We start from the raw sequence: 23,901 nt of genomic DNA, 5'->3' as shown, positions 1-23,901 counted from the left end.
CGGGCATTATACGCGTCAAACCAGTTTCTTTACCAGTTCTTCACTGTGACGAATGCGCTCGGGCGCGCGCTCCAGATCCTGCTGTACCAGCGCCATAAACAGCAGGTCCGTCAGCATCATTTGCGCGCTGGTGGACGAGATAGCCGCGCTGCGCGTGGCCTGCTCTTCGGCAATAGTATATAAACAGCGCGTTGCCCGCTGCTGCAGCGCATTTGGGGTGAATCCGGTAATGGCCAGAATTTTACCGCCGACGCGCAGGGCTTCGTCGGTGGCCATATTGATCTCGCGGCGCTCGCCGGAATAGGAGATGGCCAGCAGCAGATCGTCAGGATCCATTGCCTGTACGGTCGCCAGCAGGGCATGCATATCCTGCTCGACAATAGCGTTAAAACCGATTTTAGTCAGCTTCCAGCCAAAATTACGCGCCACCAGACCAGACGCGCCAATACCGGTCAAAATAATACGCCGCGCCGCGCGCAGCATCGCCACGCTTTCCAGTAACTTCTCTTCGGTATTAACATCCAGCGTGGCGTGCATCGCCGCCACGTTCTCTTTGATCAGCTTTTCCCCGACCAGACGCATGGGATCATCGCCGCGGATCTGGTTATGCACCGGCATGGACTGCGGGTTTGGGTTACTCACCAGCGCTTCGCTGATCGCAAGCTTAAGGGCAGGGAAGCCTTTAAAGCCAATCTTCTGGGCAAACTTCACCACGCTTGACTGACTCACCCCGGCTTCGCTTGCCAGCTGCTGCGAGCTGAGATGACGGGCGCGGTCAGGTTGGGAAAGCAGAAAGTCCGCCAGCTTTTTGTCGCTTTGAGCAAAGCCGGCGTAGCGCTGGCGAATGCGAATTAAACAGTTCATAGGTACTCCCGGCGGAAATGTGATTGTCTGCGCAAATACGAATTTTGCTCGCCTGAATGAATTTTATATTCCATTATAGTGAGATTATTATGAATTAAAAATTCTTGAGGTACAAAAATGAATCTTGGCTCACTTGTTTCTGAAACGCGTAACCCGCAAACCATGGATCTGGATGCGCTCTCCACCCTGGAGCTGGTTAACCGCTTTAATCAACAGGATACGCTGGTCGCGCAGGCAGTGAAAGAGACATTGCCTGAGGTAGCGAAAGCGGTCGATGCGGCGGCGGCGGCCCTTAAGGCCGGCGGTCGCATTATCTATATGGGCGCCGGCACCAGCGGGCGTCTTGGCGTGCTGGATGCCTCGGAATGTCCGCCCACCTTTGGCGTTCCGCACGGCCTGGTCGTTGGCCTGATTGCGGGGGGGCCCGGCGCGCTGCTGAAAGCTGTTGAAGGTGCGGAAGATAACAAACAGCTGGGCGAGGATGACCTGAAGGATCTGAACCTGACGGCGAACGATCTGGTGGTCGGCCTGGCGGCATCCGGGCGCACGCCGTACGTCATTGGTGGCCTGGAATACGCCAACCGGACCGGCTGCACGACGGTCGCCATCTCCTGCAATCCCGGCTCCCCGATTGCGCAGGTGGCCGCTATCGCTATCTCTCCGGTCGTTGGGCCGGAAGCGCTCACCGGCTCCACGCGCCTGAAATCTGGGACCGCGCAAAAGCTGGTGCTCAATATGATCTCCACCGGCGCGATGGTGAAATTTGGCAAGGTCTACCAAAACTTGATGGTGGATATGCAGGCCACCAACGTCAAGCTGGTGGACAGAGCCTGCCGCATGGTGATGGAGGCGACAGGCGCAGGCCGTGAAGAGGCAGAAGCGGTACTCAAACAGACCGATCACGATGTTAAACCCGCCATTCTGATGATCTTAAGCGGGCTGGATGCGGCGGCCGCGCGAGCCAGGCTTGATGCGCATAACGGCTTCTTACGGGCGGCATTAGAAAACTAGCAGAGGCGTGTATGGACAAAACAGCAGCGCTCGCCAGCAATATCCTGCAGGGGATCGGCGGAGAAAAAAATATTCAGCGTCTGGAAAACTGCATGACGCGCGTGCGCGTCGAGGTGCATAACGACGACCAGCTTGACGTGCCGGGTCTGAAGAAGCTATCCGGCGTCAGCGGCTATGTGAAACAGGGGCAGCAGCACCAGCTGATCGTCGGGCCGGGCAAGGCGGCGCAGGTCGTCGATGCCATGCGTGCGCTGATGGGCGGCGAAGCGAGCGTGACGGTTGACGATGCTGAACGCACCAAAGCGCAGGCGAAGGCGAAATATAAAGCCCCCATGAGCGACGCGCTGCGACAGCTGGCAAACGTCTTTATCCCGCTGATCCCCGCGTTTATTGCCTCTGGCCTGATCACCGGGATCATCAACATCCTCAAGCGGCCGGATATCGTCGGGGACTTTGCAACGCAGTATCCGAACCTGCTGGGTATTCTCGCAATCTTTGGCAGCGCGGTGTTTGCCATCATGAACATTCTGGTCGGGGTCAATACCGCCAAAGTGTTTGGCGGATCGCTGGCCATGGGTGGCGTAATGGCGGGGATCTTGTCCAGCCCGCAGTTGGCGCAAATCACGCTGTTTGGCGAGGCGCTTCAGCCTGGTCGCGGCGGGGTAATTGCCGTGCTGCTGGTGGTTATTCTGATGTGCTGGATCGAGAAAAAGCTACGTACGGTTCTGCCCGGTTCGATTGAGCTTATCCTCAACCCGCTGCTGACCACCTTAATTACCGGTAGCGTCGCGATTGTGGTCCTTCAGCCGCTAGGCGGGTGGATCTCTGATGCCATCGCCCACGGCGCGTCTCTGGCTATTGACCGCGGCGGCCTGTTAGTGGGCGCGGTGTTGTCAGGCACCTTCCTGCCGCTGGTGCTGACCGGCCTGCACCAGGGGCTGGTACCTATTCACGTCGAGCTGGTGCAGGCGCACGGTTACAACGCGCTGCTGCCTATTCTCTCGATGGCGGGCGTCGGGCAGGTGGGGGCAGCGATTGCCGTCCTGATGAAAACCCGCAACGCGCGCCTGAAAAAAGTGATTAAAGGGGCGTTGCCGGTCGGGCTGCTTGGTATCGGCGAGCCGTTGATATTCGGCGTCACGCTGCCGCTTGGTAAACCGTTCCTCGCCGCCTGTCTGGGCGGCGCGGTGGGCGGGGCGCTCATCAGCTACTGGAAAGTCGCCACCGTTATCACCTTTGGTCTTTCCGGTTTACCGCTGGCGTTAACCATCGTGACCGGAAAAGTGATGCTCTATCTGTTAGGCTATTTAGTAGCGGTGATCGCCGGGTTCCTGTTTACCTGGCTGTTAGGATTCAACGACCCTGAGGAGTAAGGTTTGGCCAATCACGAGCGTCGCGTTGTCTTTTTCGACCTGGATGGAACGCTGCATCAGCAGGATATGTTTGGTACGTTTATGCGCTACCTGCTGCGGCGTCAGCCTCTGAACGCGCTGCTCGTCTTACCGCTCTTACCCGTGATTGGCATTGCGCTGCTGGTAAAAGGCCGGGCGGCGCGCTGGCCGATGAGCCTGCTGCTCTGGGGATGCACCTTCGGTCACAGTGAAGCGCGGCTCAAACAGCTCGAACAGGATTTCGCTGACTGGTTTCGCGGCCACGTTGCCGCGTTTCCCGTGGTGCAGGCGCGCCTCACCAGCTATCTTGATGCCAACGATGCCGACATCTGGTTGATTACCGGCTCGCCGCAGACGCTGGTGGAGCGGGTCTACTTTGATACGCCCTGGCTGCCGCGCGTAAATCTTATCGCCACGCAAATTTCCCGCGGCTACGGCGGCTGGGTACTGACGATGCGCTGCCTGGGGCATGAAAAAGTGGTCCAGCTGGAAAAACGTATCGGCACGCCGCTGCGGCTGTACAGCGGCTACAGCGACAGCAAACAGGACAACCCGCTGCTCTACTTTTGCCAGCACCGCTGGCGCGTGACTCCCCTCGGCGAACTTCAGCAACTCGAATAGTCTTATCTATAAGGGCTGTGTATAATGCCGCCCGCTTTTCGACTGGAGTATCAACCCTTGTCCAACCCTGAATACAATCATGAATACTGGATGCGCCACGCGCTGACGTTGGCTCAACGTGCCTGGGACGAGGGCGAAGTGCCCGTGGGCGCGGTGTTGGTTCATAACAACCAGGTGATTGGCGAAGGGTGGAATCGTCCTATTGGCCGCCACGATCCTACCGCGCACGCCGAAATCATGGCGCTTCGTCAGGGCGGGCTGGTGCTGCAAAACTATCGCCTGCTTGATACCACCCTGTACGTCACCCTGGAACCGTGCGTGATGTGCTCCGGTGCGATGGTCCACAGCCGGATCGGGACGCTGGTGTTTGGTGCGCGGGATGAAAAAACCGGTGCGGCCGGTTCGCTGATGGACGTGCTGGGGCACCCGGGGATGAACCACCAGGTGCAGACTATCAGTGGGGTACTTGCACCAGAGTGTTCGGGGCTATTAAGCGATTTCTTTCGAATGCGCCGTCAGCAGAAAAAGCAACAAAAGGCAGAATTGAAGCTGTCGGATGATTAAGCTCGCCCGGCGCCACAACCGGATAACTTTCCGCCAGCTGTTTTGCCTCTGTTGCCTCTTTCTCTTTCTCCAGCAGATAGCCGACCAGGCTAATCTGATACTTACGAATATTTTCCACGTAGGCGTAGGCTTCATGTCCGCGCGCGTAGCCATACGTCAGCTTGTTATACCATGGCTTCTGGCTCAGCAGCGGCAGGCGCTGTTTGACGTCTGACCAGCTGTCCGGGTTCCCCTTCGTTTTCGCCGTCAGAGCCCGCGCGTCAAGCATGTGCGCATAGCCCATGTTGTAGGCCGCCAGTGCGAACCAGATCCGCTCTTCTTCCGGGACCGTTTCCGGCACTTTAGCCATCATATCCTGCAGGTAGCGCGCCCCGCCGCTGATGCTCTGTTCCGCATCGGTACGATCATTCACGCCCAGGCTCAGCGCGGTATTTTTGGTTAACATCATTAACCCACGCACACCCGTGGGGGAAGTCGCCTGGGTGTCCCAGTGGGACTCCTGGTACGAGATCGCCGCCAGCAGTTTCCAGTCAATTTCCTGGGCGTATTTTTCAAATAACGGCTGAAGGTCCGGCAGGACGCTGTCTACCGCGCGCAGGAAGCTGCGGGTATCAACGTAATCGAAGTCATCCCCGTGGCCGAGGTACTTCTCCTCAAGGCGCGCCAGCGTGCCGTCTTCATTTATGGTGTTATAGAAATCCAGCATGGCCGCAGAGAGGGTCTGATCGTCATCCAGATGGGTAAACCAGGTAACGGGCTGTTCGTCCGTCACGTCCAGCGCCACGGCGATTTCTGGATGCACCCGCTGGAAAAGGCTGATCGCCACCGAATCGGCAATGGTGTAGGGCAGTTTCTGATCTTTGACCTGCTCCAGCAGCGCCGTCGTGCCGAGTTTGGGATCGACCGTCCAGCTCAGATCGGGGTATTTCTTCTCCTTAAGCTCGCGCAGATCGTCAATCACCACATGGCCGGGCGCAATCGCCAGCTGTTGTGCGTTGATCGAGGCAAGCGTACGCGGGCGCAGGCTCCCGACGCGATAGACCAGCTGCTGGGAAACGGAGTAGTAGGTCGGGCCTGGCTGGTAGTTCTTGCTGCGCTCGCTGTTATAGACCAGACCGGCGGCAAGGATATCGGCATCGTCGTTATCGAGGTCGTCAAACAGCTGGTTGATGTTCTGACGAACGGTAATTTTAAGCTTCACGCCCAGATAATCGGCGAACTGCTGCGCCAGCTCATAATCCAGACCAATAATTTTGCCGTTAATGTCGCTGTAAATCAGCGGAGAGTTGAGGGTACTGACGCGCAGTTCCCCCCGCTCCTGAATGGCGGCGATACGGTTTTCGGCTTTGCCGAACCAGGGGATGGAAGGCCAGAGGGCCACTGCCAGCAGCAACGTTACAATGCCGATGAGCAGATAATTAATCTTTAATTTTTTCAATTAGTTAATTCTCTGCGACGCCGGATGCCTCAGTCTGCTGTAGCCATGTTAACAATAAGGTTTGCCATTGAATGAGCGGCATTTTGCGTAAACTTGCGCCACTTGGCAACCAATTAGAGAGACAGGTCACATCTATTGCTAAACATCTTCGCAAATTTTATTTCGACGCAAACGGTTTCGTCGACGCTCAGGATTCTCTATAATGACGCCCGTTTTCCCCCCTTGCGCACACTGTAAGCGCCCCGGCGCTTCGAAGACGAGAGACTTATGATGGAAATTCTGCGTGGTTCGCCTGCACTGTCTGCCTTCCGTATTACCAAACTGCTGGCACGTTTTCAGGCGGCCGACCTTCCGGTAAGCAATATTTACGCTGAGTATGTCCATTTTGCTGACCTGAATGCCCCCCTCAATGCAGAGGAGCGCGTACAGCTGGAACGCCTGCTCAAGTATGGTCCAAATCTGAGCAGCCATACGCCAACCGGCAAACTGATCCTTGCGACGCCGCGTCCGGGTACCATCTCCCCCTGGTCTTCCAAAGCTACCGACATCGCCCACAACTGCGGCCTGAGCCAGATTAACCGTCTGGAGCGGGGCGTGGCGTACTATGTTGAAGCCTCTACCCTGAGCGACGCGCAGTGGCAGGCGGTTGCGGCTGAACTGCACGATCGCATGATGGAGAGCGTGTTTGCCTCTCTCGATGACGCGCAGAAGCTTTTCTCCCACCATCAGCCTGCGCCGGTACAGAGCGTGGATCTGCTGGGGCAGGGCCGTCAGGCGCTGATTGACGCCAACCTGCGTCTCGGCCTGGCGCTGGCAGAAGACGAAATCGACTACCTGCAGGATGCGTTCATTAAGCTCAACCGTAACCCGAACGATATCGAACTCTATATGTTCGCGCAGGCTAACTCTGAGCACTGCCGCCACAAAATTTTCAACGCCGACTGGATTATTGACGGCGAACAGCAGCCGAAGTCGCTGTTCAAAATGATCAAAAACACCATGGAGCAAACCCCTGACCACGTGCTGTCTGCCTACAAAGACAACGCCGCTGTGATGGAAGGTTCCGAGGTGGGCCGCTTCTTCGCCGATCGCGAAGCAGGGCGCTATGACTTCCACCAGGAGCCTGCGCATATCCTGATGAAAGTGGAAACCCACAACCACCCGACCGCAATCTCTCCGTGGCCGGGGGCGGCGACCGGCTCCGGCGGTGAAATCCGTGACGAAGGGGCGACCGGTCGTGGTGCAAAACCCAAAGCGGGTCTGGTCGGTTTCTCCGTATCCAACCTGCGTATCCCGGGCTTTGAACAGCCGTGGGAAGAAGATTTCGGCAAGCCAGAGCGCATTGTCACCGCGCTGGATATCATGACCGAAGGCCCGCTGGGCGGGGCAGCGTTCAACAACGAATTTGGCCGTCCGGCGCTGAACGGTTACTTCCGTACCTATGAAGAGAAAGTGGACAGCCACAACGGCGAAGAGCTGCGCGGCTACCACAAACCGATCATGCTGGCGGGTGGGATCGGCAATATCCGTGCCGATCACGTGCAGAAAGGCGAGATCGTTGTCGGCGCGAAGCTGATCGTGCTGGGCGGCCCGGCCATGAACATCGGTCTGGGCGGCGGCGCGGCCTCCTCTATGGCCTCCGGCCAGTCTGACGCGGATCTCGATTTCGCGTCCGTGCAGCGCGACAACCCTGAAATGGAGCGTCGCTGCCAGGAAGTGATCGACCGCTGCTGGCAGCTGGGCGATGCCAACCCGATTCTGTTCATCCACGACGTGGGCGCGGGTGGCCTGTCAAACGCCATGCCTGAGCTGGTGAGCGATGGCGGCCGCGGCGGACGCTTCAACCTGCGCGATATCCTGAGCGATGAGCCGGGCATGAGCCCGCTGGAAATCTGGTGTAACGAATCCCAGGAGCGCTACGTGCTGGCGGTTGCGGCCGATCAGCTGCCGCTGTTTGACGAGCTGTGCCGCCGCGAGCGCGCGCCGTATGCCGTCATCGGTGAAGCGACCGAAGAGCAGCACCTTTCCTTAAGCGACACCCACTTTGACAACCAGCCGATCGATCTGCCGCTCGACGTGCTGCTCGGTAAAACGCCGAAGATGACCCGCGACGTAACAACCCGCAAAGCGGCGGGCAAAGCGCTGGATCGTCAGGGCATCACCGTGGCAGAAGCGGTCAACCGCGTGCTGCACCTGCCTGCTGTGGCGGAGAAAACCTTCCTGGTGACCATCGGCGACCGTACCGTGACCGGTATGGTCTCCCGCGACCAGATGGTCGGCCCGTGGCAGATCCCGGTCGCTAACTGCGCCGTGACCACCGCGAGCCTCGACAGCTACTACGGCGAAGCGATGGCTCTCGGCGAACGCACCCCGGTGGCGCTGCTGGACTTCGCCGCCTCTGCCCGTCTGGCGGTCGGTGAAGCGCTGACCAACATTGCCGCGACGCAGATTGGCGACATCAAACGTATCAAGCTTTCCGCGAACTGGATGGCCGCTGCCGGCCACCCTGGCGAAGACGCGGGCCTGTATGAAGCCGTGAAAGCGGTGGGTGAGGAGCTGTGTCCAGCCCTCGGCCTGACCATTCCGGTGGGTAAAGACTCCATGTCGATGAAAACCCGCTGGCAGGAAGGTAACGAGCAGCGCGAGATGACCTCTCCGCTGTCGCTGGTGATCACCGCGTTTGCCCGCGTGGAAGACGTGCGCCACACCGTTACGCCGCAACTGGCCACCGAAGACAACGCCCTGCTGCTGATTGACCTGGGCAAAGGCCACAATGCGCTGGGCGCCACCGCGCTGGCGCAGGTTTACCGTCAGCTCGGCGACAAGCCAGCCGACGTGCGCGACGTGGCGCAGCTGAAAGGCTTCTACGACGCGATTCAGGCGCTGGTGGCGCAGCGCAAGCTGCTGGCCTACCACGACCGCTCCGACGGCGGCCTGCTGGTGACGCTGGCAGAGATGGCCTTCACCGGCCACTGCGGCGTGGAAGCGAACATTGCCACGCTTGGCGAAGACCGCCTGGCGGCGCTGTTTAACGAAGAGCTGGGCGCGGTGATTCAGGTTCGTGCGGCAGACCGCGATGCGGTTGAAGCGCTGCTGGCGCAGTATGGCCTGGCTGACTGCGTGCACTATCTGGGTAAAGCCGTTCAGGGTGACCGCTTCGTCATTGAAGCTGACGGTCACGCCGTGTTCAGCGAAAGCCGCACCACGCTGCGCATGTGGTGGGCGGAAACCACCTGGCAGATGCAGCGCCTGCGTGATAACCCGGAATGTGCCGATCAGGAGCACAATGCGAAGGCTAACGACAACGATCCAGGCCTGAACGTGAAGCTCTCCTTCGACATCAATGAAGACATTGCCGCGCCGTACATTGCGACCGGCGCGCGTCCGAAAGTGGCCGTTCTGCGCGAGCAGGGCGTTAACTCCCACGTTGAGATGGCGGCAGCCTTCCACCGCGCGGGCTTTGACGCTATCGACGTCCACATGAGCGACCTGCTGGCCGGACGTACCGGTCTGGAAGATTTCCATGCGCTGGTGGCGTGCGGCGGTTTCTCCTACGGGGACGTGCTGGGCGCGGGTGAAGGCTGGGCGAAGTCCATTCTGTTCAACAGCCGCGTGCGCGATGAGTTCGAAACCTTCTTCCACCGTCCGCAAACGCTGGCGCTGGGCGTGTGCAACGGCTGTCAGATGATGTCTAACCTGCGCGAACTGATCCCAGGCAGCGAAGCCTGGCCGCGCTTTGTGCGTAACCAGTCAGACCGCTTTGAGGCGCGCTTCAGCCTGGTAGAAGTGACTCAGAGCCCGTCTCTGCTGCTGCAGGGGATGGTCGGTTCACAGATGCCAATCGCCGTTTCCCACGGTGAAGGTCAGGTAGAAGTGCGTGATGCTGCGCATCTGGCTCAGCTGGAGAGCAAAGGGCTGGTGGCGCTGCGCTTTGTCGATAACTTCGGCAAGGTCACGGAAACCTATCCGGCTAACCCGAACGGCTCCGTCAACGGTATTACGGCGGTGACCAGCGAAAGTGGCCGCGCGACTATTATGATGCCGCACCCGGAGCGCGTGTTCCGTACCGTGAGCAACTCCTGGCATCCGGAAAACTGGGGCGAGGACAGCCCGTGGATGCGCATCTTCCGCAACGCGCGTAAACAGCTGGGTTAAGAAATAAAGCAGGTACTTCGCAGGCCCGGTAAGCGGTAGCGCCACCGGGCTTTTTTATGCGTGTCGCAAAATTGCGACAAAGAGGGTACATGACTGTCTCTAAAAGGAGACATATAACTCATTGATTTATATATAGCAGTAAAGGTTCCCATTAAGGTGTTGCTTAATAGCGACACTTAGCCTGGAAATCATTCAACACACAATGAACCGATTAAGTGAGTAAAAATTATATATTTCAATGTGTTAATATTTTGTTTTGCATTCTGGCATGGGTGTTGCATAATATTAACCAGTGGCTCATTCACCTTCTTATGTCAGCCCCTTCGGGACGTGCTACATAAACTTCGAATGACGCACAAAAAGGTGCCTGCCGTCCAACTACTGATCATAGCGATGCTTTATCAGGCCAGGGCGAAACGTCGAGTTAGGCACCGCCTTATTCCATGACAAAGCCGGGTTTTTACCCGGCTTTGTTGTATCTGAAGGGCAGACTCAGTTACGCTCTCCGTAAACCCCCATGAAGAGAGTAATGCGTTGAAACGCTGGCCCGTTTTTCCCCGCTCCCTGCGACAGCTCGTGATGATGGCCTTTCTGCTGATCCTGCTGCCATTGCTGATCCTCGCCTGGCAGGCGTGGCAGAGCCTGAACGCGCTGAGTGCCCAGGCGGCACTGACGAACCGCACCACGCTTATCGACGCCAGACGCAGTGAAGCGATGACCAACGCCGCGCTGGAGATGGAGCGTAGCTATCGTCAGTACTGCGTGCTCGACGATCGGACGCTGGAGAAGGTGTACCAGAGCCAGCGCAAGCGCTACAGCGAAATGCTGGATGCCCACGCGGGCGTGCTGCCGGACGACAGGCTCTATCAGGCGCTACGTCAGGATCTGAACGATCTCGCGCAGCTGCAGTGCCATAACAGCGGCCCGGATGCGGCTGCCGCCGCGCGCCTTGAAGCCTTTGCTGCCGCCAATACCGAAATGGTGCAATCCACGCGGACGGTGATTTTCTCTCGCGGCCAGCAGCTACAGCAGGAGATTGCCGAGCGCGGCCAGTTCTTCGGCTGGCAGGCGCTGGTGCTGTTCCTGGTGAGCCTCGGGCTGGTGCTGCTCTTTACCCGCATGATCATCGGCCCGGTGAAGGGTATTCAGCGTATGATCAACCGCCTGGGGGAGGGGAAATCGCTCGGGGATACGGTTGCCTTTAAAGGTCCTCGCGAGCTGCGATCCGTCGGCCAGCGCATTATCTGGCTATCCGAGCGCCTGGCGTGGCTGGAATCCCAGCGCCACCAGTTCCTGCGCCATATCTCTCATGAGTTGAAAACCCCGCTGGCCAGCATGCGTGAAGGAACGGAGCTGCTGGCGGACGAGGTGGCAGGACCGCTTACGCCGGAGCAGAAAGAGATTGTCGAGATTCTGGACGCCAGCAGCCGCAACCTGCAAAAGCTCATTGAGCAGCTTCTGGATTACAACCGCAAGCTGGCTGATGGGGCGGTCGTGCTGGAAGAGGTGGAAATTGAGCCGCTGGTGGATATGGTGATCTCCGCCCATAGCTTGCCGGCAAGAGCTAAAATGATGCATACCGGGGTAGAGCTGAATGCGCCGACCTGTCTCGCTGAACCCATGCTATTAATGAGCGTTCTGGACAATCTTTACTCCAATGCGGTGCACTATGGTACTGAATCCGGTAACATTTATATCAGAAGTTATACGAAGGGTTCCCGGATGTTTATTGACGTCGCAAACACCGGCACCCCGATCCCCGATGACGAAAAAACCATGATCTTCGAACCCTTTTTCCAGGGGAGTCATCAGCGGAAAGGTGCGGTAAAAGGAAGCGGTCTGGGCTTAAGCATCGCCCGGGACTGCATACGACGCATGCAGGGTGAGCTAAACATTGCCACGGACGAACGTTCAGATGTTTGCTTCCGTATTGAACTGCCCCTGAGCCGGAAAAATTAATAAAATGAATCTATATCTGGTGAGTATGTCACACGTCTTTTTCCGCGCCATACGCGCGGTGTTTTCCAGCAAAGCGGGTCGCCTGAGTCTGCCCTGTTTAGTTCTGGCTGGGTGCGTTTCCCATGCGCCGCAAAGTGCGATAAGCGGTAAACAAGAAGATAAATGGCCCGATAACCAGCTGGCGGATTTCCTCTCTACCCGCTGTGACGATATCTGGAATCTGTCAGGGCATGACGTCGAAAATAACCCGCTGTTCTGGCTGCGCGGAATAGATTGCGCTCAGCGGCTTGCGCCGGTAGACGCCCGCTCGAAGGCGGCGATGCTGGATGAGGACACCTGGCAGGACGCTTTCAAGCGTGGGATTTTACTGGCCGATGCGAAAATTACCCCCGTTGAGCGTCGGGCCAACGTGACCCGGCTGGATACGTTTGTGATCAATCTTCCCGCACAGGTGCGCCCGGTCTACCAGCTCTGGCGGGACGGGCAGACGTTACAGCTGCAGCTGTCTGAAGAGCGCTCCCGCTACAGCAAGCTGCAACAGTCAACCGACAGCGAGCTTGATACGCTGCGCCAACAGCAGCAACATTTACGTAGCCAGCTGGATACCACGACGCGCAAGCTGGAAAACCTGACCGATATCGAAAGGCAGCTCTCGTCGCGTAAATATCAGCCAGGTGGTTCATCTGCTGCACCGGACAGCGATATGCCGAAACAAGAGGATGTGAAGCATGACGAGCCGTAAACCAGCCCATCTCTTACTGGTGGATGACGATCCCGGCCTGTTAAAGCTGCTGGGGATGCGTCTGGTGAGTGAAGGCTACACCGTGGTAACCGCGGAAAGCGGGCAGGAGGGGCTGAAGGTCCTCAGCCGCGAGAAGATTGACCTGGTGATCAGCGACCTGCGGATGGACGAAATGGATGGCATGCAGCTGTTCGCCGAAATCCAGAAGCAGCAGCCGGGCATGCCGGTGATTATCCTGACGGCGCACGGGTCAATCCCGGATGCCGTTGCCGCAACCCAGCAGGGCGTATTCAGCTTCCTCACCAAGCCGGTAGATAAAGACGCGCTCTACAAAGCTATCGACAGCGCGCTGGAGCACGCCGCGCCCTCCGGCGACGACGCATGGCGTGAATCTATCGTCACCCGCAGCCCGATAATGCTGCGTCTGCTTGAGCAGGCGCGAATGGTCGCACAGTCAGACGTTAGCGTGCTGATTAATGGTCAAAGTGGAACCGGGAAAGAGATCCTGGCGCAGGCGATCCACAACGCCAGCCCGCGCAGCAAAAACGCCTTCATCGCCATTAACTGCGGTGCCCTGCCAGAGCAGCTTCTTGAATCTGAACTTTTTGGCCATGCCCGCGGCGCATTTACCGGCGCGGTGAGCAGCCGGGAAGGGCTGTTCCAGGCTGCAGAAGGCGGCACGCTGTTCCTCGACGAGATTGGCGACATGCCCGCGCCGCTGCAGGTCAAACTGCTGCGCGTGCTTCAGGAGCGTAAAGTGCGCCCGCTGGGCAGCAATCGCGATATTGATATTAACGTGCGAATCATTTCCGCCACCCACCGCGACTTGCCAAAAGTGATGGCCCGCAACGAGTTCCGAGAAGATCTCTACTACCGCCTGAACGTGGTGAACCTGAAGTTACCGGCGCTGGCGGAGCGTGCGGAAGATATTCCGCTGCTGGCGAATCACCTTTTGCGCCAGGCGGCCGATCGCCATAAACCGTTCGTGCGCGCCTTTTCGACGGATGCGATGAAGCGGCTGATGGCCGCAAGCTGGCCGGGTAACGTGCGCCAGCTGGTGAACGTGATTGAGCAGTGCGTGGCGCTGACCTCCTCACCGGTTATCAGCGACGCGCTGGTGGAGCAGGCGCTGGAAGGGGAAAACACGGCCTTGCCGACGTTTGCCGAAGCGCGGAATCAGTTCGAACTGAACTATCTGCGCAAGCTGCTGCAGATAACCAAAGGCAACGTGACCCACGCGGCGCGGATGGCCGGACGCAACCGTACAGAGTTCTATAAGCTGCTCTCACGCCACGAGCTGGAAGCAAACGATTTTAAAGAGTAGTGCCGTATGGTACTGTGAGCAACCGATTACGAAGCAGCTTACAGGCAAGAGTTTAAGGACCCACCATGAAAAAGATTGATGCGATTATTAAACCTTTCAAACTGGATGATGTACGTGAAGCGCTGGCGGAAGTCGGCATCACCGGGATGACAGTAACGGAAGTGAAAGGTTTTGGTCGTCAGAAGGGCCACACCGAGCTTTATCGTGGCGCAGAGTACATGGTCGACTTTCTGCCGAAAGTGAAAATTGAAATCGTGGTCAGCGACGATATCGTCGATACCTGCGTGGATACCATTATCCGCACGGCGCAGACGGGCAAAATTGGCGACGGGAAAATCTTTGTCTTTGACGTGGCGCGCGTGATCCGTATCCGTACCGGTGAAGAAGACGACGCGGCGATTTAAAAAAGATTTGCCAGGCCGGGTAAGGTGAAGCCGCCACCCGGCGAAAAAAAGCCCCTCGAACGAGGGGCTTTTTCATTACAGCACCTTATGCGGCCCGAAACATTCGTAATGAATGTGGTCTTTATTTACGCCCAGCTCAACCAGCTGCTTCGCGGCATACTGCATAAACGCCACCGGCCCACAGACGTAGAACTGCATGTCCGGCGCGCTAAACGCCACTTCCATCTGGCTTAAGTTCATCAGACCTTCGCTGTCAAACCGTGCGGCTGCGCGGTCTGCTTCCGTCGGCAGGCGATACCAGGTATTTGCGGTGAAACGCGGCAGGGACGCCCCCAGCGCATTCACTTCATCCGCAAAGGCGTGCACGTCGCCGTTTTCCGCAGCATGGAACCAGTTGACCTGCGCACCGTGGTTTGCTTTCGCCAGGGTATCGAGCATCGCCAGCATAGGCGTTTGGCCGACACCCGCAGAGATCAGCGTGACCGGGGTATTGGCTTCGACGGCCATAAAGAAATCGCCCGCCGGCGCGGCCAGATGAACCACGTCGCCCACGTTGGCTTCGTTGTGCAGCCAGTTGGAAACCTGACCGCCGTCCTCGCGCTTCACCGCAATGCGGTAGCCTTTGCCGTTTGGCTTGCGGGTCAGAGAATACTGGCGGATCTCCTGGTGCGGGAAGCCTTCAGGCTTCAGCCATACGCCCAGATACTGGCCCGGCTGGTAATCGGCCACCGGCTGTCCGTCCACCGGCTCAAATTCAAAGCTGGTGATTAATGCGCTGCGCGGCGTTTTCTCGACGATGCGGAAGGCGCGAGTGCCTTCCCAGCCGCCGTTCTTGCTGGCGTTTTCGCTGTAGATCTGCGCTTCACGGTTGATAAATACGTTTGCCAGTACGCCATAGGCTTTACCCCACGCGTCCAGCACTTCCTGGCCCGGGCTGAACATTTCGTCCAGCGTCGCCAGCAGGTGGCCGCCGACGATGTTGTACTGCTCGGGTTGGATCTGGAAGCTGGTGTGTTTCTGCGCGATTTTTTCCACCGCGGGCAGCAACGCCGCCAGGTTTTCGATATTGCTGGCGTAGGCCGCGATGGCGTTGAAAAGCGCTTCACGCTGATCGCCGTTACGCTGGTTGCTCATGTTGAAAATCTCTTTGAGCTCCGGGTTGTGCGTAAACATGCGATCGTAGAAATGGGCGGTAAGTTTAGGGCCGGTTTCCACCAGCAGGGGAATGGTGGCTTTAACGGTAGCGATGGTTTGAGCGTCGAGCATGGCAGCTTCCTTCTGATGTCACTTTAATGATGTATTTTAAATGCATCTTATAAAAAATACCCATGCTTTGTAAATGGTTCTTTGCAAGATGAAAAATATGCATCACAAACCTGAAAAGAAATCCGCTGGAAATAGCGAGATCTTTATTCCTCAAACCCTTGCGTGGCGTGAAGGAAAACGTTTGCGTAAAATCGTTTGTCAAGACCTGTTATCACAGAACTATTCAGTTATACTGTTGCCCGTCGTCCAACAGGACTGCCTTTTCAGGCCAAAATTTACTTGTTAGCTGAGTCAGGAGATGCGGATGTTAAAGCGTGAAATGAACATTGCCGATTATGATGCCGAACTGTGGCAGGCTATGGAGCAGGAAAAAGTACGTCAGGAAGAGCACATCGAACTGATCGCCTCCGAAAACTACACCAGCCCGCGCGTGATGCAGGCGCAGGGCTCTCAGCTGACCAACAAATACGCTGAAGGTTATCCGGGCAAGCGCTACTACGGTGGTTGCGAGTACGTTGATATCGTAGAGCAGCTGGCTATCGACCGTGCTAAAGCACTCTTTGGCGCTGACTACGCAAACGTCCAGCCGCACTCCGGCTCCCAGGCTAACTTCGCGGTTTACACCGCACTGCTGCAGCCGGGCGATACCGTTTTAGGTATGAATCTGGCGCAGGGCGGCCACCTGACTCACGGCTCCCCGGTTAACTTCTCCGGCAAACTGTACAACATCATCCCTTACGGTATTGATGAGTCCGGTAAAATTGACTACGAAGACATGGCGAAGCAGGCTAAAGAGCACAAGCCGAAGATGATCATCGGCGGCTTCTCCGCTTACTCCGGTATCGTTGACTGGGCAAAAATGCGTGAAATCGCGGACAGCATCGGTGCTTACCTGTTCGTTGACATGGCGCACGTTGCGGGCCTGATTGCCGCAGGCGTTTACCCGAACCCGGTTCCACACGCTCACGTTGTGACCACCACCACCCACAAAACCCTGGCAGGTCCACGCGGTGGCCTTATCCTGGCGAAAGGCGGTGACGAAGAGCTGTACAAAAAACTGAACTCCGCCGTGTTCCCAAGCGCGCAGGGCGGCCCGCTGATGCACGTTATCGCGGCAAAAGCGGTAGCGCTGAAAGAAGCGATGGAGCCAGAGTTCAAGGTTTACCAGCAGCAGGTTGCTAAGAACGCTAAAGCGATGGTGGAAGTTTTCCTGAACCGTGGCTACAAAGTGGTTTCCGGCGGGACTGAAAACCACCTGTTCCTGCTGGATCTGGTTGATAAAAACCTGACCGGTAAAGAAGCTGACGCCGCTCTGGGCCGCGCCAACATCACCGTGAACAAAAACAGCGTGCCAAACGATCCGAAGAGCCCGTTCGTGACCTCCGGTATCCGTATCGGTTCTCCGGCTGTCACTCGCCGCGGCTTTAAAGAAGCGGAAGTGAAAGAGCTGGCTGGCTGGATGTGTGACGTTCTGGACAACATCAATGACGAAGCGGTAATCGAGCGCGTTAAAGGTAAAGTTCTGGATATCTGCGCACGCTTCCCGGTATACGCATAATTCCTCTGCTTTGCAGAAATAAAAAAGGCCGCGCTTGCGGCCTTTTTTTTGGCTTAACGCCGATCCAGAGAAATGGCCCCAGGCCCGACTATCGCCAGCAAAATAAAGGCGCCAGCAATACTGACGTTCTTGTAGAAATTAATCATATTTGGCACAACCGCATCACCGGTCATATCCCAGTAGTGGTGACCGATGATCGCCGTGCCCAGCGTATAGAAGACAAAGAGAACCGCAAGAGGGCGGGTGAAAAAGCCCAGCACGATCAGAATGGCGGCAGGCACTTCCATCACCACCGCAATAATGGCCGCCAGCATGGGCATCGGCGTACCCAGCGAGGTCATATACTGTACGGTGCCGCTAAATCCTGTCAGTTTCGGGTAACCAAAGATAATAAACAGTACGACAATTGCGATACGCCCAATCAACAGCAGCAGATGACGCGACTGACCAAAGTCGAGATAACGTAGTGAGTTCATGGCAGAAATACCTCTGCAAGTGGAGTAATTTAAACGTAATACACATTTTCATTCCCTGCCATAAGCCAGACGACTGCTCGATATGTTAATTTTTCGTTAATTTATAGCAGGCTATCTACTTGCTTAATTTTTATATTCTCGCCAGACTATGGCCTCCATTTCGGGAGGGATTCATGGTCTTGCATTCCACGCGCTGGCTGGCGCTCAGCTACTTCACCTACTTTTTTAGCTACGGTATTTTTCTGCCTTTCTGGAGCGTCTGGCTCAAGGGAATTGGTTTGACCCCAGAAACCATCGGTATCCTGCTGGGCGCTGGGCTGGTGGCTCGTTTCCTTGGTAGCCTGCTGATTGCACCCCGCGTCAGCGATCCCTCCCTACTAATAAAAGCGGTGCGTATTCTGGCGCTGCTAACGCTGGTCTTTGCGGCCTGCTTCTGGGTCAGCCACCAGTTTGCCTGGCTGATGGTGGTGATGGTCGGCTTTAACCTGTTCTTCTCACCGCTGGTACCCCTGACGGATGCCCTGGCGAACACCTGGCAAAAGCAGATCACCATGGACTATGGGCGCGTGCGCCTGTGGGGCTCGATTGCCTTCGTGATCGGCTCGGCGCTGGTGGGGAAACTGGTCAGCCTTTACGACTACCGTGCGATTCTGGCTTTGCTCAGTATCGGGATAGCCTCGATGCTGCTTGGGATGCTGCTGCGCCCGTCGGTGATGCCGCAAGGGGAGAGTCGCCATCAGGAGAGCGCCGGCTGGCCCGCCTGGCGGAGCCTGGTGGCACAGAGCTGGCGTTTTCTGGCGTGCGTCTGTCTGCTTCAGGGGGCGCATGCGGCGTATTATGGCTTCAGCGCTATCTACTGGCAGGGGGCGGGCTACTCTGCCTCTGCGGTCGGTTACCTGTGGTCGCTGGGCGTGGTGGCAGAAGTCATTATTTTCGCCCTGAGCAAGAAGCTGTTCCGCCGCTTTGGCGCGCGCGACCTGCTGCTGCTTTCCGCGGTGTGCGGCGTGGCTCGCTGGGGCATTATGGGCTGGACAACGGAACTGCCGTGGCTGATTGTGGCGCAAATTCTTCACTGCGGCACGTTCACCGTGTGTCATCTGGCGGCGATGCGCTATATCGCTGCGCGTGAGGGCGGGGACGTGATTCGTCTTCAGGCGGTCTATTCTGCGGTGGCGATGGGCGGCAGCATTGCAGTGATGACGGTATTTGCGGGCTTCCTCTACCAGCATCTTGGACACGGCGTGTTCTGGGTCATGGCGCTGGTGGCGCTCCCGGCGATGTTTGTTCGACCAAAAGTGGCCGCGCGGACGTAACTACGATTCCAGCATGGCGCGAATATGTTCTTGCTGCTGCGCGTTCAGTGATTCAACCGCGTGGATCAGCGGCGGCGAGAACAGCGGCAGGGCCGTAGGGTAGGGGGTGATAACCAGCGCGGCTTCGCGCGGCGCCCCCTCTTTCTGAAACGCCTGCAGGGTCAGATAGCGAATATTGAGCGGCAGCAGCGTCAACTCGCGCAGCTGCTGTTCAATTATCTCCTCGCAGGATTTATCCTCCCCGGTCAGCAGCACCACCTGTTTTTCATGCAGGTCGGTCTCCTGCATCAGCCAGGCGCCAAAAATGACCGCCACGAGCGCCATCTCTTCATCGGAAAAACGCAGGCCAAACTCCGCCTCCAGCTCAAACAGCGCCTCTTTCGTTGTGCGCAACAGCCGGGGGTAGAGGCGGTGGATCTCCTCCGGCAGGCTGTTATCGATGCCGATCTCAAACAGAGAGCGGTCCAGTGCCTGAGCCAGATGAATATATAGCTGATCGGTCAGCCCCTGCTCGTCGCTGAAGTTCATCCCGGTCTGGGAGCGAAAACGGGCCACCATGCGCACGATGGCGCGGCGCAAACGCTGATCCTGCTGGTGTTTATCGAGCACCGGATCGGGCGTGCGGAGCATCATAAACAGCAGCGCCAGAAACAGTTGCTCATCCACGTGCGCGCCCTGCGGCACGCGCCGCTTCCAGTGGCGGACAATCTCCTGTGCCGTAAAATACTCTCCCCGCGACTGGGTCCAGCTGCGCTGGGCATGCGAAAACTGCGGCGTGTTTCCTAAGTGATGCTGGATGAGGCAGTATTGTAAATAGAGCTGTAAGAACTGGACGTCCCGGCATTCAAACTGGCGCTGAAGCTTGCGGGAGCAGAAGCCGATCAGCGCCCGCAGGTTTGCATCGTCGTAAAGCGGCCGCGCGATGCCGTGCTGTTTAAGCGCGGTTTTTAAGGCTGGGGTAAACTGGTGCAAGACAAACTGTGGGCAAAGGCGCAGCGCCCTGCGCAGCCAGTGCAGCAGGCACAAACGCTGATTCAGGGCAGTGCCTTCAATTCGGTAGCTGCCGTCGTGGTGCGTAACGATATCCAGCCGGTGATAGCGCTGGATTTCATCGCGCGTCTCGGCTATATCTTGCCGTGCCATGACGTCGTCCACGCCGTTGGCAGCGATTATGCTCTGTGCGGTGACGGCAGCATCGGGCAGGTAAAGCATTAAAAGCACCTGGCAGCGGCGCTGCGAACTGGAAAGCACAGATGGAATTTCAAGCGTCGTCATCATCTGTCGGGTATCCAGTGTGAATGTTTGATAAGAATAGCTAAAGGATGGGCGCTGAAAAGCGCGCCGGCAGGCCTTTCACTCAGGATTGCTGGGGAACATCACAGAATTTTTGACGTGAGGAATTGATGCAGACAGTTAAACAAAATGCGATGGCGTTATTTTTGGCGGTTATTACCTTCACCGCCAGCGCACATCCTCACAGTTTTATCAGCCTGAAAACCGAGCTGGTCACCGATGGCACGCAATTGAGCGGCCTGAAAATGCGCTGGACGATGGATGAAATCACCTCGGCGGATCTGCTTTATGATGCGGGCAACGCGAAGCCCGGCGACGAAATCTGGAAAAAGCTGGCGGCGGAAGTGATGGCCAACGTGCTGGGTCAGCACTACTTCACCGAGTTCTGGCATAACGGACAAAAGGTGAAGTTCCTCAATCGCCCGACAGAATACGGCATGTCCCGCGACGGGCATCAGGCGGTGCTGACGTTCGTGCTCCCGCTGGCGCACCCGCAGCCGCTGGCAGGACAAACCTATACGTTTTCCACCTTTGACCCAACGTACTACGTGGACATGAGCTATGCCGAAGAGCGCGACGTTCAGCTTCCGGCATCGTTGCAAAAAACCTGCAAAATTGCGGTTCATACCCCGAAGCCCAGCGAAGAGACGCTGAATTTTGCGGTCTCTCTCGATAAGGAAGATGCGCCGCCGGAGGACATGGAACTGGGTAAACAGTTCGCACAGAAGGTAACGTTACAATGTCAGTGATCTCCTCTCCGGTACGAAAACCGCGCCGCTGGTTGCACCTCTGGCCGCTGGCGCTCTTTTTACTGTTTGCCTTCGGCGGTTCGCTCTGGCTGTGGCAGGCCTGGCCGCAGGTGATGATGAAAAGCATCATCTGGCAGCGTGAGGTCAACCAGCAGATGAGCGGGCTGCTGAAGGCGGTGGCGGAGAATCCGACCAGGGCGGGCGGTTCTCTGCTGGCGTTCAGCTTCATCTACGGCGTGCTGCACGCGCTGGGTCCGGGGCACGGTAAAATCGTTATCACCACCTGGCTTGCGACCCATCCGTCGAAGCTGAAATCGAGCATTGGCCTGACGCTGGCCTCTTCGCTGCTTCAGGGGGGCGTGGCGATAGCGCTGGTGGTGGTTGTGCTTTCGCTATTACAGCTTCCCGCGCGCCAGCTGCACATGAGCAGCTTCTGGCTGGAGAAGGGCAGCTATGCGCTGGTGGGCGTGCTGGGGCTGATCCTCTGCTGGCGGGCGCTGAAAAAGCTGCGCGCGCTGCTGCAAAAGCCCAAATTCAAAACCTTTACGCCGCACCACGTTCATGATGAACACTGCGGCTGCGGGCATCAGCATCTGCCGACGCAGGATCAATTACAGAGCGGTGACGACTGGCGCGCGCGGCTGATGATAGTTCTCTCTATGGGGATGCGCCCGTGCTCGGGGGCCATCATGGTGCTGCTGTTCAGTAAAGTGATTGGTGTGTTGGGCTGGGGCATGCTCTCGGCGCTGGCGATGGCGGCAGGGACGTCTCTCACCATTTCGTCTTTAGCGCTGCTGGTACACAGCTTCCGTCAGCTGGCGGTCAAACTCAGCGGCAATAAAACGCCGGTGCTGTGGAGGCAGGTAGGATGGACAACGCTCGCGCTGGCGGGCGGGGTGATTCTGCTGGTGGCGGCGGTGACGATGTGGGTGAGTACGGTGCCGTTTAACACCCTCTCCCCTTTGGGGAGAGGGCTGGGGTGAGCGGATTAACGCTTCAGCGCATCGCTCAGCTCGTCACGCATGTTGGCCAGCATGGCTTTAACAACGCGTGGGTTACCCGCAACGATGTTGCCGGTAGACATATAGTTATGGCCGCCGGTGAAGTCGCAAACAATCGCGCCTGCTTCACGTGCGATCAGCTCGCCCGCCGCGAAGTCCCACGGCTTCAGTGACAGTTCGAAGTAACCGTCAACGCGGCCGGTGGCAACGTAGGCCAGATCCAGCGCAGCAGAGCCGGTACGACGGAAGTCCGCGCATTCGGTGAACAGCTTGCCCAGGATATTCATATAGGTGGTTGCGTGCTGCTTCGCCTTGAACGGGAAGCCGGTCGCCAGAATGGTGCCGTCCAGGTCGCGTGCGTTGCTGCAGCGCAGACGGTAGCCGTTCAGCTGTGCGCCCTGGCCACGGGTAGCGGTGAACAGTTCGTTACGCATTGGATCATAAACAACGGCGACTTCAGTACGGCCTTTAATGCGTACTGCAATAGACACAGAGAAGTGTGGCAGGCGTTTAACGAAGTTGGTGGTGCCATCCAGTGGATCGATAACCCATTGAACATCCTGATCGGTACCTTCATGTTCACCGCTTTCTTCGGTGATGATGGTGTGCTGCGGGTAAGATTTGCGGATCGTTTCGATAATAATCGCTTCTGCGGCTTTATCGACGTTAGTCACGAAATCATTGCTGCCTTTCTGGCTGGTTTCTACGGAGTCTGGCGTTTCGTAGTGCTTGGCAATTACGTTACCCGCCTTGCGCGCTGCGCGCACGGCGATGGTCAGCATCGGATGCATCGGTCTCTCTCACTGGATGTTAAAGAACAGGAAAATCGGCGCAGAGTATAGCAGCGGGATCGGATTATGTCTCCCGTTTATGATAATATGCCCGAATATTCTTCAGACACTGAATCCAGACATCTAAAAATTATGCTGCAAAACATTCGAATCGTGCTGGTCGAAACATCGCACACCGGCAACATGGGCTCTGTTGCCCGCGCTATGAAAACCATGGGCTTAACGAACCTCTGGCTGGTTAACCCGCTAGTGAAGCCAGACTCTCAGGCTATCGCTCTGGCGGCCGGGGCAAGCGACGTGATCGGCAACGCCCAGATCGTCGATACCCTCGACGAAGCGCTGGCCGGCTGTAGCCTCGTTGTCGGTACCAGCGCGCGCTCCCGCACGCTGCCGTGGCCGATGCTGGACCCGCGCGAATGCGGCCTGAAAAGTGTCTCAGAAGCAGAACAGGCGCCGGTTGCGCTGGTGTTTGGCCGCGAGCGCGTTGGCCTGACCAACGACGAACTGCAGAAGTGCCACTACCACGTAGCGATTGCCGCCAACCCGGAATACAGCTCGCTGAACCTGGCGATGGCGGTGCAGGTTATCGCCTACGAAGTGCGTATGGCGTGGCTGGCGACGCAGGAAAAGCAGGCAGAACCGAAAGAAGAGACGGCCTATCCGCTGGTGGACGACCTTGAGCGTTTCTACGGCCACCTGGAGCAGACGCTGCTCTCTACCGGTTTCATCCGTGAAGGCCACCCGGGTCAGGTGATGAACAAGCTGCGCCGTATGTTCACCCGCGCGCGCCCGGAAAGCCAGGAGCTGAACATCCTGCGCGGAATTCTGGCGTCGATTGAGCAGAAAAATAAAGAGTAGTGCCGGTTTGTTTTCTCCCTCTCCCCGTGGGAGAGGGCCGGGGTGAGGGCATCAGGCCGAACCCAGGCAATACGGCACGGAAGGTTAAATACCTGACTAAAACAGTCAAGTAAATAGTTGACC

At 57.5% G+C, this 23,901-nt stretch carries 20 protein-coding genes; 14 read left to right on the top strand and 6 right to left on the bottom strand.

Translation table 11 applies throughout. From position 1 onward, the window contains the following. Positions 1 to 15: 15 nt before the first annotated feature. The gene (locus AB8818_RS17235) at positions 16 to 864 is read right to left on the bottom strand and encodes a MurR/RpiR family transcriptional regulator (protein WP_028014092.1); all 849 of its coding nucleotides are present in this window, start codon (positions 862 to 864) and stop codon (positions 16 to 18) included. A 117-nt stretch (positions 865 to 981) separates the two neighbouring features. Between AB8818_RS17235 and murQ the strand changes: the two genes are divergently transcribed. The 4 genes from murQ to tadA are packed head-to-tail and all read left to right on the top strand — an operon-like array spanning position 982 to position 4,451. After that, complete coding sequence (murQ, locus tag AB8818_RS17230) at positions 982 to 1,875, top strand: N-acetylmuramic acid 6-phosphate etherase (protein ID WP_116343308.1); 894 nt, start codon at positions 982 to 984, stop codon at positions 1,873 to 1,875. 11 nt (positions 1,876 to 1,886) lie between these two features. Next, complete coding sequence (locus AB8818_RS17225) at positions 1,887 to 3,248, top strand: PTS transporter subunit EIIC (RefSeq protein WP_116343306.1); 1,362 nt, start codon at positions 1,887 to 1,889, stop codon at positions 3,246 to 3,248. 3 nt (positions 3,249 to 3,251) lie between these two features. After that, on the top strand, positions 3,252 to 3,887 hold the full coding sequence (gene yfhb, locus AB8818_RS17220) for a phosphatidylglycerophosphatase C (RefSeq protein ID WP_116343304.1): 636 nt from the start codon (positions 3,252 to 3,254) through the stop codon (positions 3,885 to 3,887). 24 nt (positions 3,888 to 3,911) lie between these two features. Continuing rightward, complete coding sequence (tadA, locus tag AB8818_RS17215) at positions 3,912 to 4,451, top strand: tRNA adenosine(34) deaminase TadA (protein WP_192983531.1); 540 nt, start codon at positions 3,912 to 3,914, stop codon at positions 4,449 to 4,451. Here tadA and mltF read toward each other — a convergent pair. After that, complete coding sequence (gene mltF / locus AB8818_RS17210) at positions 4,342 to 5,889, bottom strand: membrane-bound lytic murein transglycosylase MltF (RefSeq protein ID WP_192983533.1); 1,548 nt, start codon at positions 5,887 to 5,889, stop codon at positions 4,342 to 4,344. The two genes, tadA and mltF, sit on opposite strands and share 110 nt — an antisense overlap. Before the next feature lie 267 nt (positions 5,890 to 6,156). On the opposite strand from mltF, the gene purL reads away from it, so the two are divergent. The 5 genes from purL (at position 6,157) to glnB (ending at position 14,473) form a co-directional block, all read left to right on the top strand. Beyond that, positions 6,157 to 10,044 carry a phosphoribosylformylglycinamidine synthase gene (gene purL, locus AB8818_RS17205; RefSeq protein ID WP_116343297.1) on the top strand — a complete coding sequence of 1,296 codons (3,888 nt, stop codon included), beginning with the start codon at positions 6,157 to 6,159 and terminating at the stop codon, positions 10,042 to 10,044. 534 nt (positions 10,045 to 10,578) lie between these two features. Continuing rightward, positions 10,579 to 12,003, top strand: a complete 1,425-nt coding sequence (gene qseE / locus AB8818_RS17200) for a two component system sensor histidine kinase QseE/GlrK (protein WP_192983535.1) — start codon at positions 10,579 to 10,581, stop codon at positions 12,001 to 12,003. Positions 12,004 to 12,007: 4 nt separating this feature from the next. Continuing rightward, positions 12,008 to 12,745, top strand: coding sequence for a two-component system QseEF-associated lipoprotein QseG (qseG, locus tag AB8818_RS17195; RefSeq protein ID WP_192983537.1), 738 nt, complete (start codon positions 12,008 to 12,010; stop codon positions 12,743 to 12,745). After that, positions 12,732 to 14,069: a two-component system response regulator GlrR gene (gene glrR, locus AB8818_RS17190; RefSeq protein WP_166712085.1), complete on the top strand. Its 1,338-nt coding sequence runs from the start codon at positions 12,732 to 12,734 to the stop codon at positions 14,067 to 14,069. Before qseG ends, glrR begins: the two co-directional genes overlap by 14 nt. A gap of 65 nt (positions 14,070 to 14,134) precedes the next feature. Further along, a complete protein-coding gene (gene glnB, locus AB8818_RS17185) occupies positions 14,135 to 14,473 on the top strand; it encodes a nitrogen regulatory protein P-II (protein WP_003860685.1) in 339 nt (112 codons plus the stop codon). A gap of 75 nt (positions 14,474 to 14,548) precedes the next feature. Here the strand turns inward: glnB and hmpA are convergent, their stop codons facing one another. Next, positions 14,549 to 15,739 (bottom strand): NO-inducible flavohemoprotein, encoded by a 1,191-nt coding sequence (hmpA, locus tag AB8818_RS17180; protein ID WP_192983539.1) that lies wholly within the window; start codon positions 15,737 to 15,739, stop codon positions 14,549 to 14,551. A 304-nt stretch (positions 15,740 to 16,043) separates the two neighbouring features. Here hmpA and glyA point away from each other — a divergent pair, with 304 nt between their 5' ends. Next, positions 16,044 to 17,297, top strand: coding sequence for a serine hydroxymethyltransferase (gene glyA, locus AB8818_RS17175; protein ID WP_025757663.1), 1,254 nt, complete (start codon positions 16,044 to 16,046; stop codon positions 17,295 to 17,297). Between the two features lie 53 nt (positions 17,298 to 17,350). On the opposite strand, the gene AB8818_RS17170 is transcribed toward glyA, so the two are convergent. Continuing rightward, on the bottom strand, positions 17,351 to 17,773 hold the full coding sequence (locus AB8818_RS17170; RefSeq protein WP_192983541.1) for a DoxX family protein: 423 nt from the start codon (positions 17,771 to 17,773) through the stop codon (positions 17,351 to 17,353). Positions 17,774 to 17,946: 173 nt separating this feature from the next. On the opposite strand from AB8818_RS17170, the gene AB8818_RS17165 reads away from it, so the two are divergent. Beyond that, positions 17,947 to 19,086: a 3-phenylpropionate MFS transporter gene (locus tag AB8818_RS17165; protein ID WP_163330591.1), complete on the top strand. Its 1,140-nt coding sequence runs from the start codon at positions 17,947 to 17,949 to the stop codon at positions 19,084 to 19,086. Here the strand turns inward: AB8818_RS17165 and csiE are convergent, their stop codons facing one another. Continuing rightward, positions 19,087 to 20,364: a stationary phase inducible protein CsiE gene (csiE, locus tag AB8818_RS17160; RefSeq protein ID WP_116343285.1), complete on the bottom strand. Its 1,278-nt coding sequence runs from the start codon at positions 20,362 to 20,364 to the stop codon at positions 19,087 to 19,089. 125 nt (positions 20,365 to 20,489) lie between these two features. Here csiE and AB8818_RS17155 point away from each other — a divergent pair, with 125 nt between their 5' ends. Both AB8818_RS17155 and AB8818_RS17150 read left to right on the top strand, forming a co-directional pair. Further along, positions 20,490 to 21,128 carry a DUF1007 family protein gene (locus AB8818_RS17155; RefSeq protein WP_039266860.1) on the top strand — a complete coding sequence of 213 codons (639 nt, stop codon included), beginning with the start codon at positions 20,490 to 20,492 and terminating at the stop codon, positions 21,126 to 21,128. After that, positions 21,119 to 22,111, top strand: a complete 993-nt coding sequence (locus AB8818_RS17150) for a nickel/cobalt transporter (protein ID WP_192983543.1) — start codon at positions 21,119 to 21,121, stop codon at positions 22,109 to 22,111. Before AB8818_RS17155 ends, AB8818_RS17150 begins: the two co-directional genes overlap by 10 nt. A 5-nt stretch (positions 22,112 to 22,116) precedes the next feature. Here AB8818_RS17150 and suhB read toward each other — a convergent pair whose 3' ends face one another. Then, the gene (gene suhB, locus AB8818_RS17145; RefSeq protein WP_003860668.1) at positions 22,117 to 22,920 is read right to left on the bottom strand and encodes an inositol-1-monophosphatase; all 804 of its coding nucleotides are present in this window, start codon (positions 22,918 to 22,920) and stop codon (positions 22,117 to 22,119) included. A gap of 132 nt (positions 22,921 to 23,052) precedes the next feature. Between suhB and trmJ the strand changes: the two genes are divergently transcribed. Then, on the top strand, positions 23,053 to 23,778 hold the full coding sequence (gene trmJ / locus AB8818_RS17140) for a tRNA (cytosine(32)/uridine(32)-2'-O)-methyltransferase TrmJ (protein ID WP_047652688.1): 726 nt from the start codon (positions 23,053 to 23,055) through the stop codon (positions 23,776 to 23,778). The last annotated feature ends 123 nt before the right edge of the window (positions 23,779 to 23,901 follow it).

Origin of the sequence: Enterobacter sp. KB-280D8, from assembly GCF_041399405.1 — a bacterium.
Taxonomy (GTDB): domain Bacteria; phylum Pseudomonadota; class Gammaproteobacteria; order Enterobacterales; family Enterobacteriaceae; genus Enterobacter; species Enterobacter cloacae_N.
This window is presented reverse-complemented; position numbering and strand designations above follow the sequence as displayed.

Excerpts from the sequence above, each read along its gene's own strand:
- AB8818_RS17235 (WP_028014092.1), bottom strand. The coding sequence starts at position 864 with ATGAACTGTTTAATTCGCATTCGCCAGCGCTACGCCGGCTTTGCTCAA.
- murQ (WP_116343308.1), top strand. The coding sequence starts at position 982 with ATGAATCTTGGCTCACTTGTTTCTGAAACGCGTAACCCGCAAACCATG.
- AB8818_RS17225 (WP_116343306.1), top strand. The coding sequence starts at position 1,887 with ATGGACAAAACAGCAGCGCTCGCCAGCAATATCCTGCAGGGGATCGGC.
- tadA (WP_192983531.1), top strand. The coding sequence starts at position 3,912 with ATGCCGCCCGCTTTTCGACTGGAGTATCAACCCTTGTCCAACCCTGAA.
- purL (WP_116343297.1), top strand. The coding sequence starts at position 6,157 with ATGATGGAAATTCTGCGTGGTTCGCCTGCACTGTCTGCCTTCCGTATT.
- qseG (WP_192983537.1), top strand. The coding sequence starts at position 12,008 with ATGAATCTATATCTGGTGAGTATGTCACACGTCTTTTTCCGCGCCATA.
- glrR (WP_166712085.1), top strand. The coding sequence starts at position 12,732 with ATGACGAGCCGTAAACCAGCCCATCTCTTACTGGTGGATGACGATCCC.
- glnB (WP_003860685.1), top strand. The coding sequence starts at position 14,135 with ATGAAAAAGATTGATGCGATTATTAAACCTTTCAAACTGGATGATGTA.
- hmpA (WP_192983539.1), bottom strand. The coding sequence starts at position 15,739 with ATGCTCGACGCTCAAACCATCGCTACCGTTAAAGCCACCATTCCCCTG.
- glyA (WP_025757663.1), top strand. The coding sequence starts at position 16,044 with ATGTTAAAGCGTGAAATGAACATTGCCGATTATGATGCCGAACTGTGG.
- AB8818_RS17170 (WP_192983541.1), bottom strand. The coding sequence starts at position 17,773 with ATGAACTCACTACGTTATCTCGACTTTGGTCAGTCGCGTCATCTGCTG.
- AB8818_RS17165 (WP_163330591.1), top strand. The coding sequence starts at position 17,947 with ATGGTCTTGCATTCCACGCGCTGGCTGGCGCTCAGCTACTTCACCTAC.
- csiE (WP_116343285.1), bottom strand. The coding sequence starts at position 20,364 with ATGATGACGACGCTTGAAATTCCATCTGTGCTTTCCAGTTCGCAGCGC.
- AB8818_RS17155 (WP_039266860.1), top strand. The coding sequence starts at position 20,490 with ATGCAGACAGTTAAACAAAATGCGATGGCGTTATTTTTGGCGGTTATT.
- AB8818_RS17150 (WP_192983543.1), top strand. The coding sequence starts at position 21,119 with ATGTCAGTGATCTCCTCTCCGGTACGAAAACCGCGCCGCTGGTTGCAC.
- suhB (WP_003860668.1), bottom strand. The coding sequence starts at position 22,920 with ATGCATCCGATGCTGACCATCGCCGTGCGCGCAGCGCGCAAGGCGGGT.
- trmJ (WP_047652688.1), top strand. The coding sequence starts at position 23,053 with ATGCTGCAAAACATTCGAATCGTGCTGGTCGAAACATCGCACACCGGC.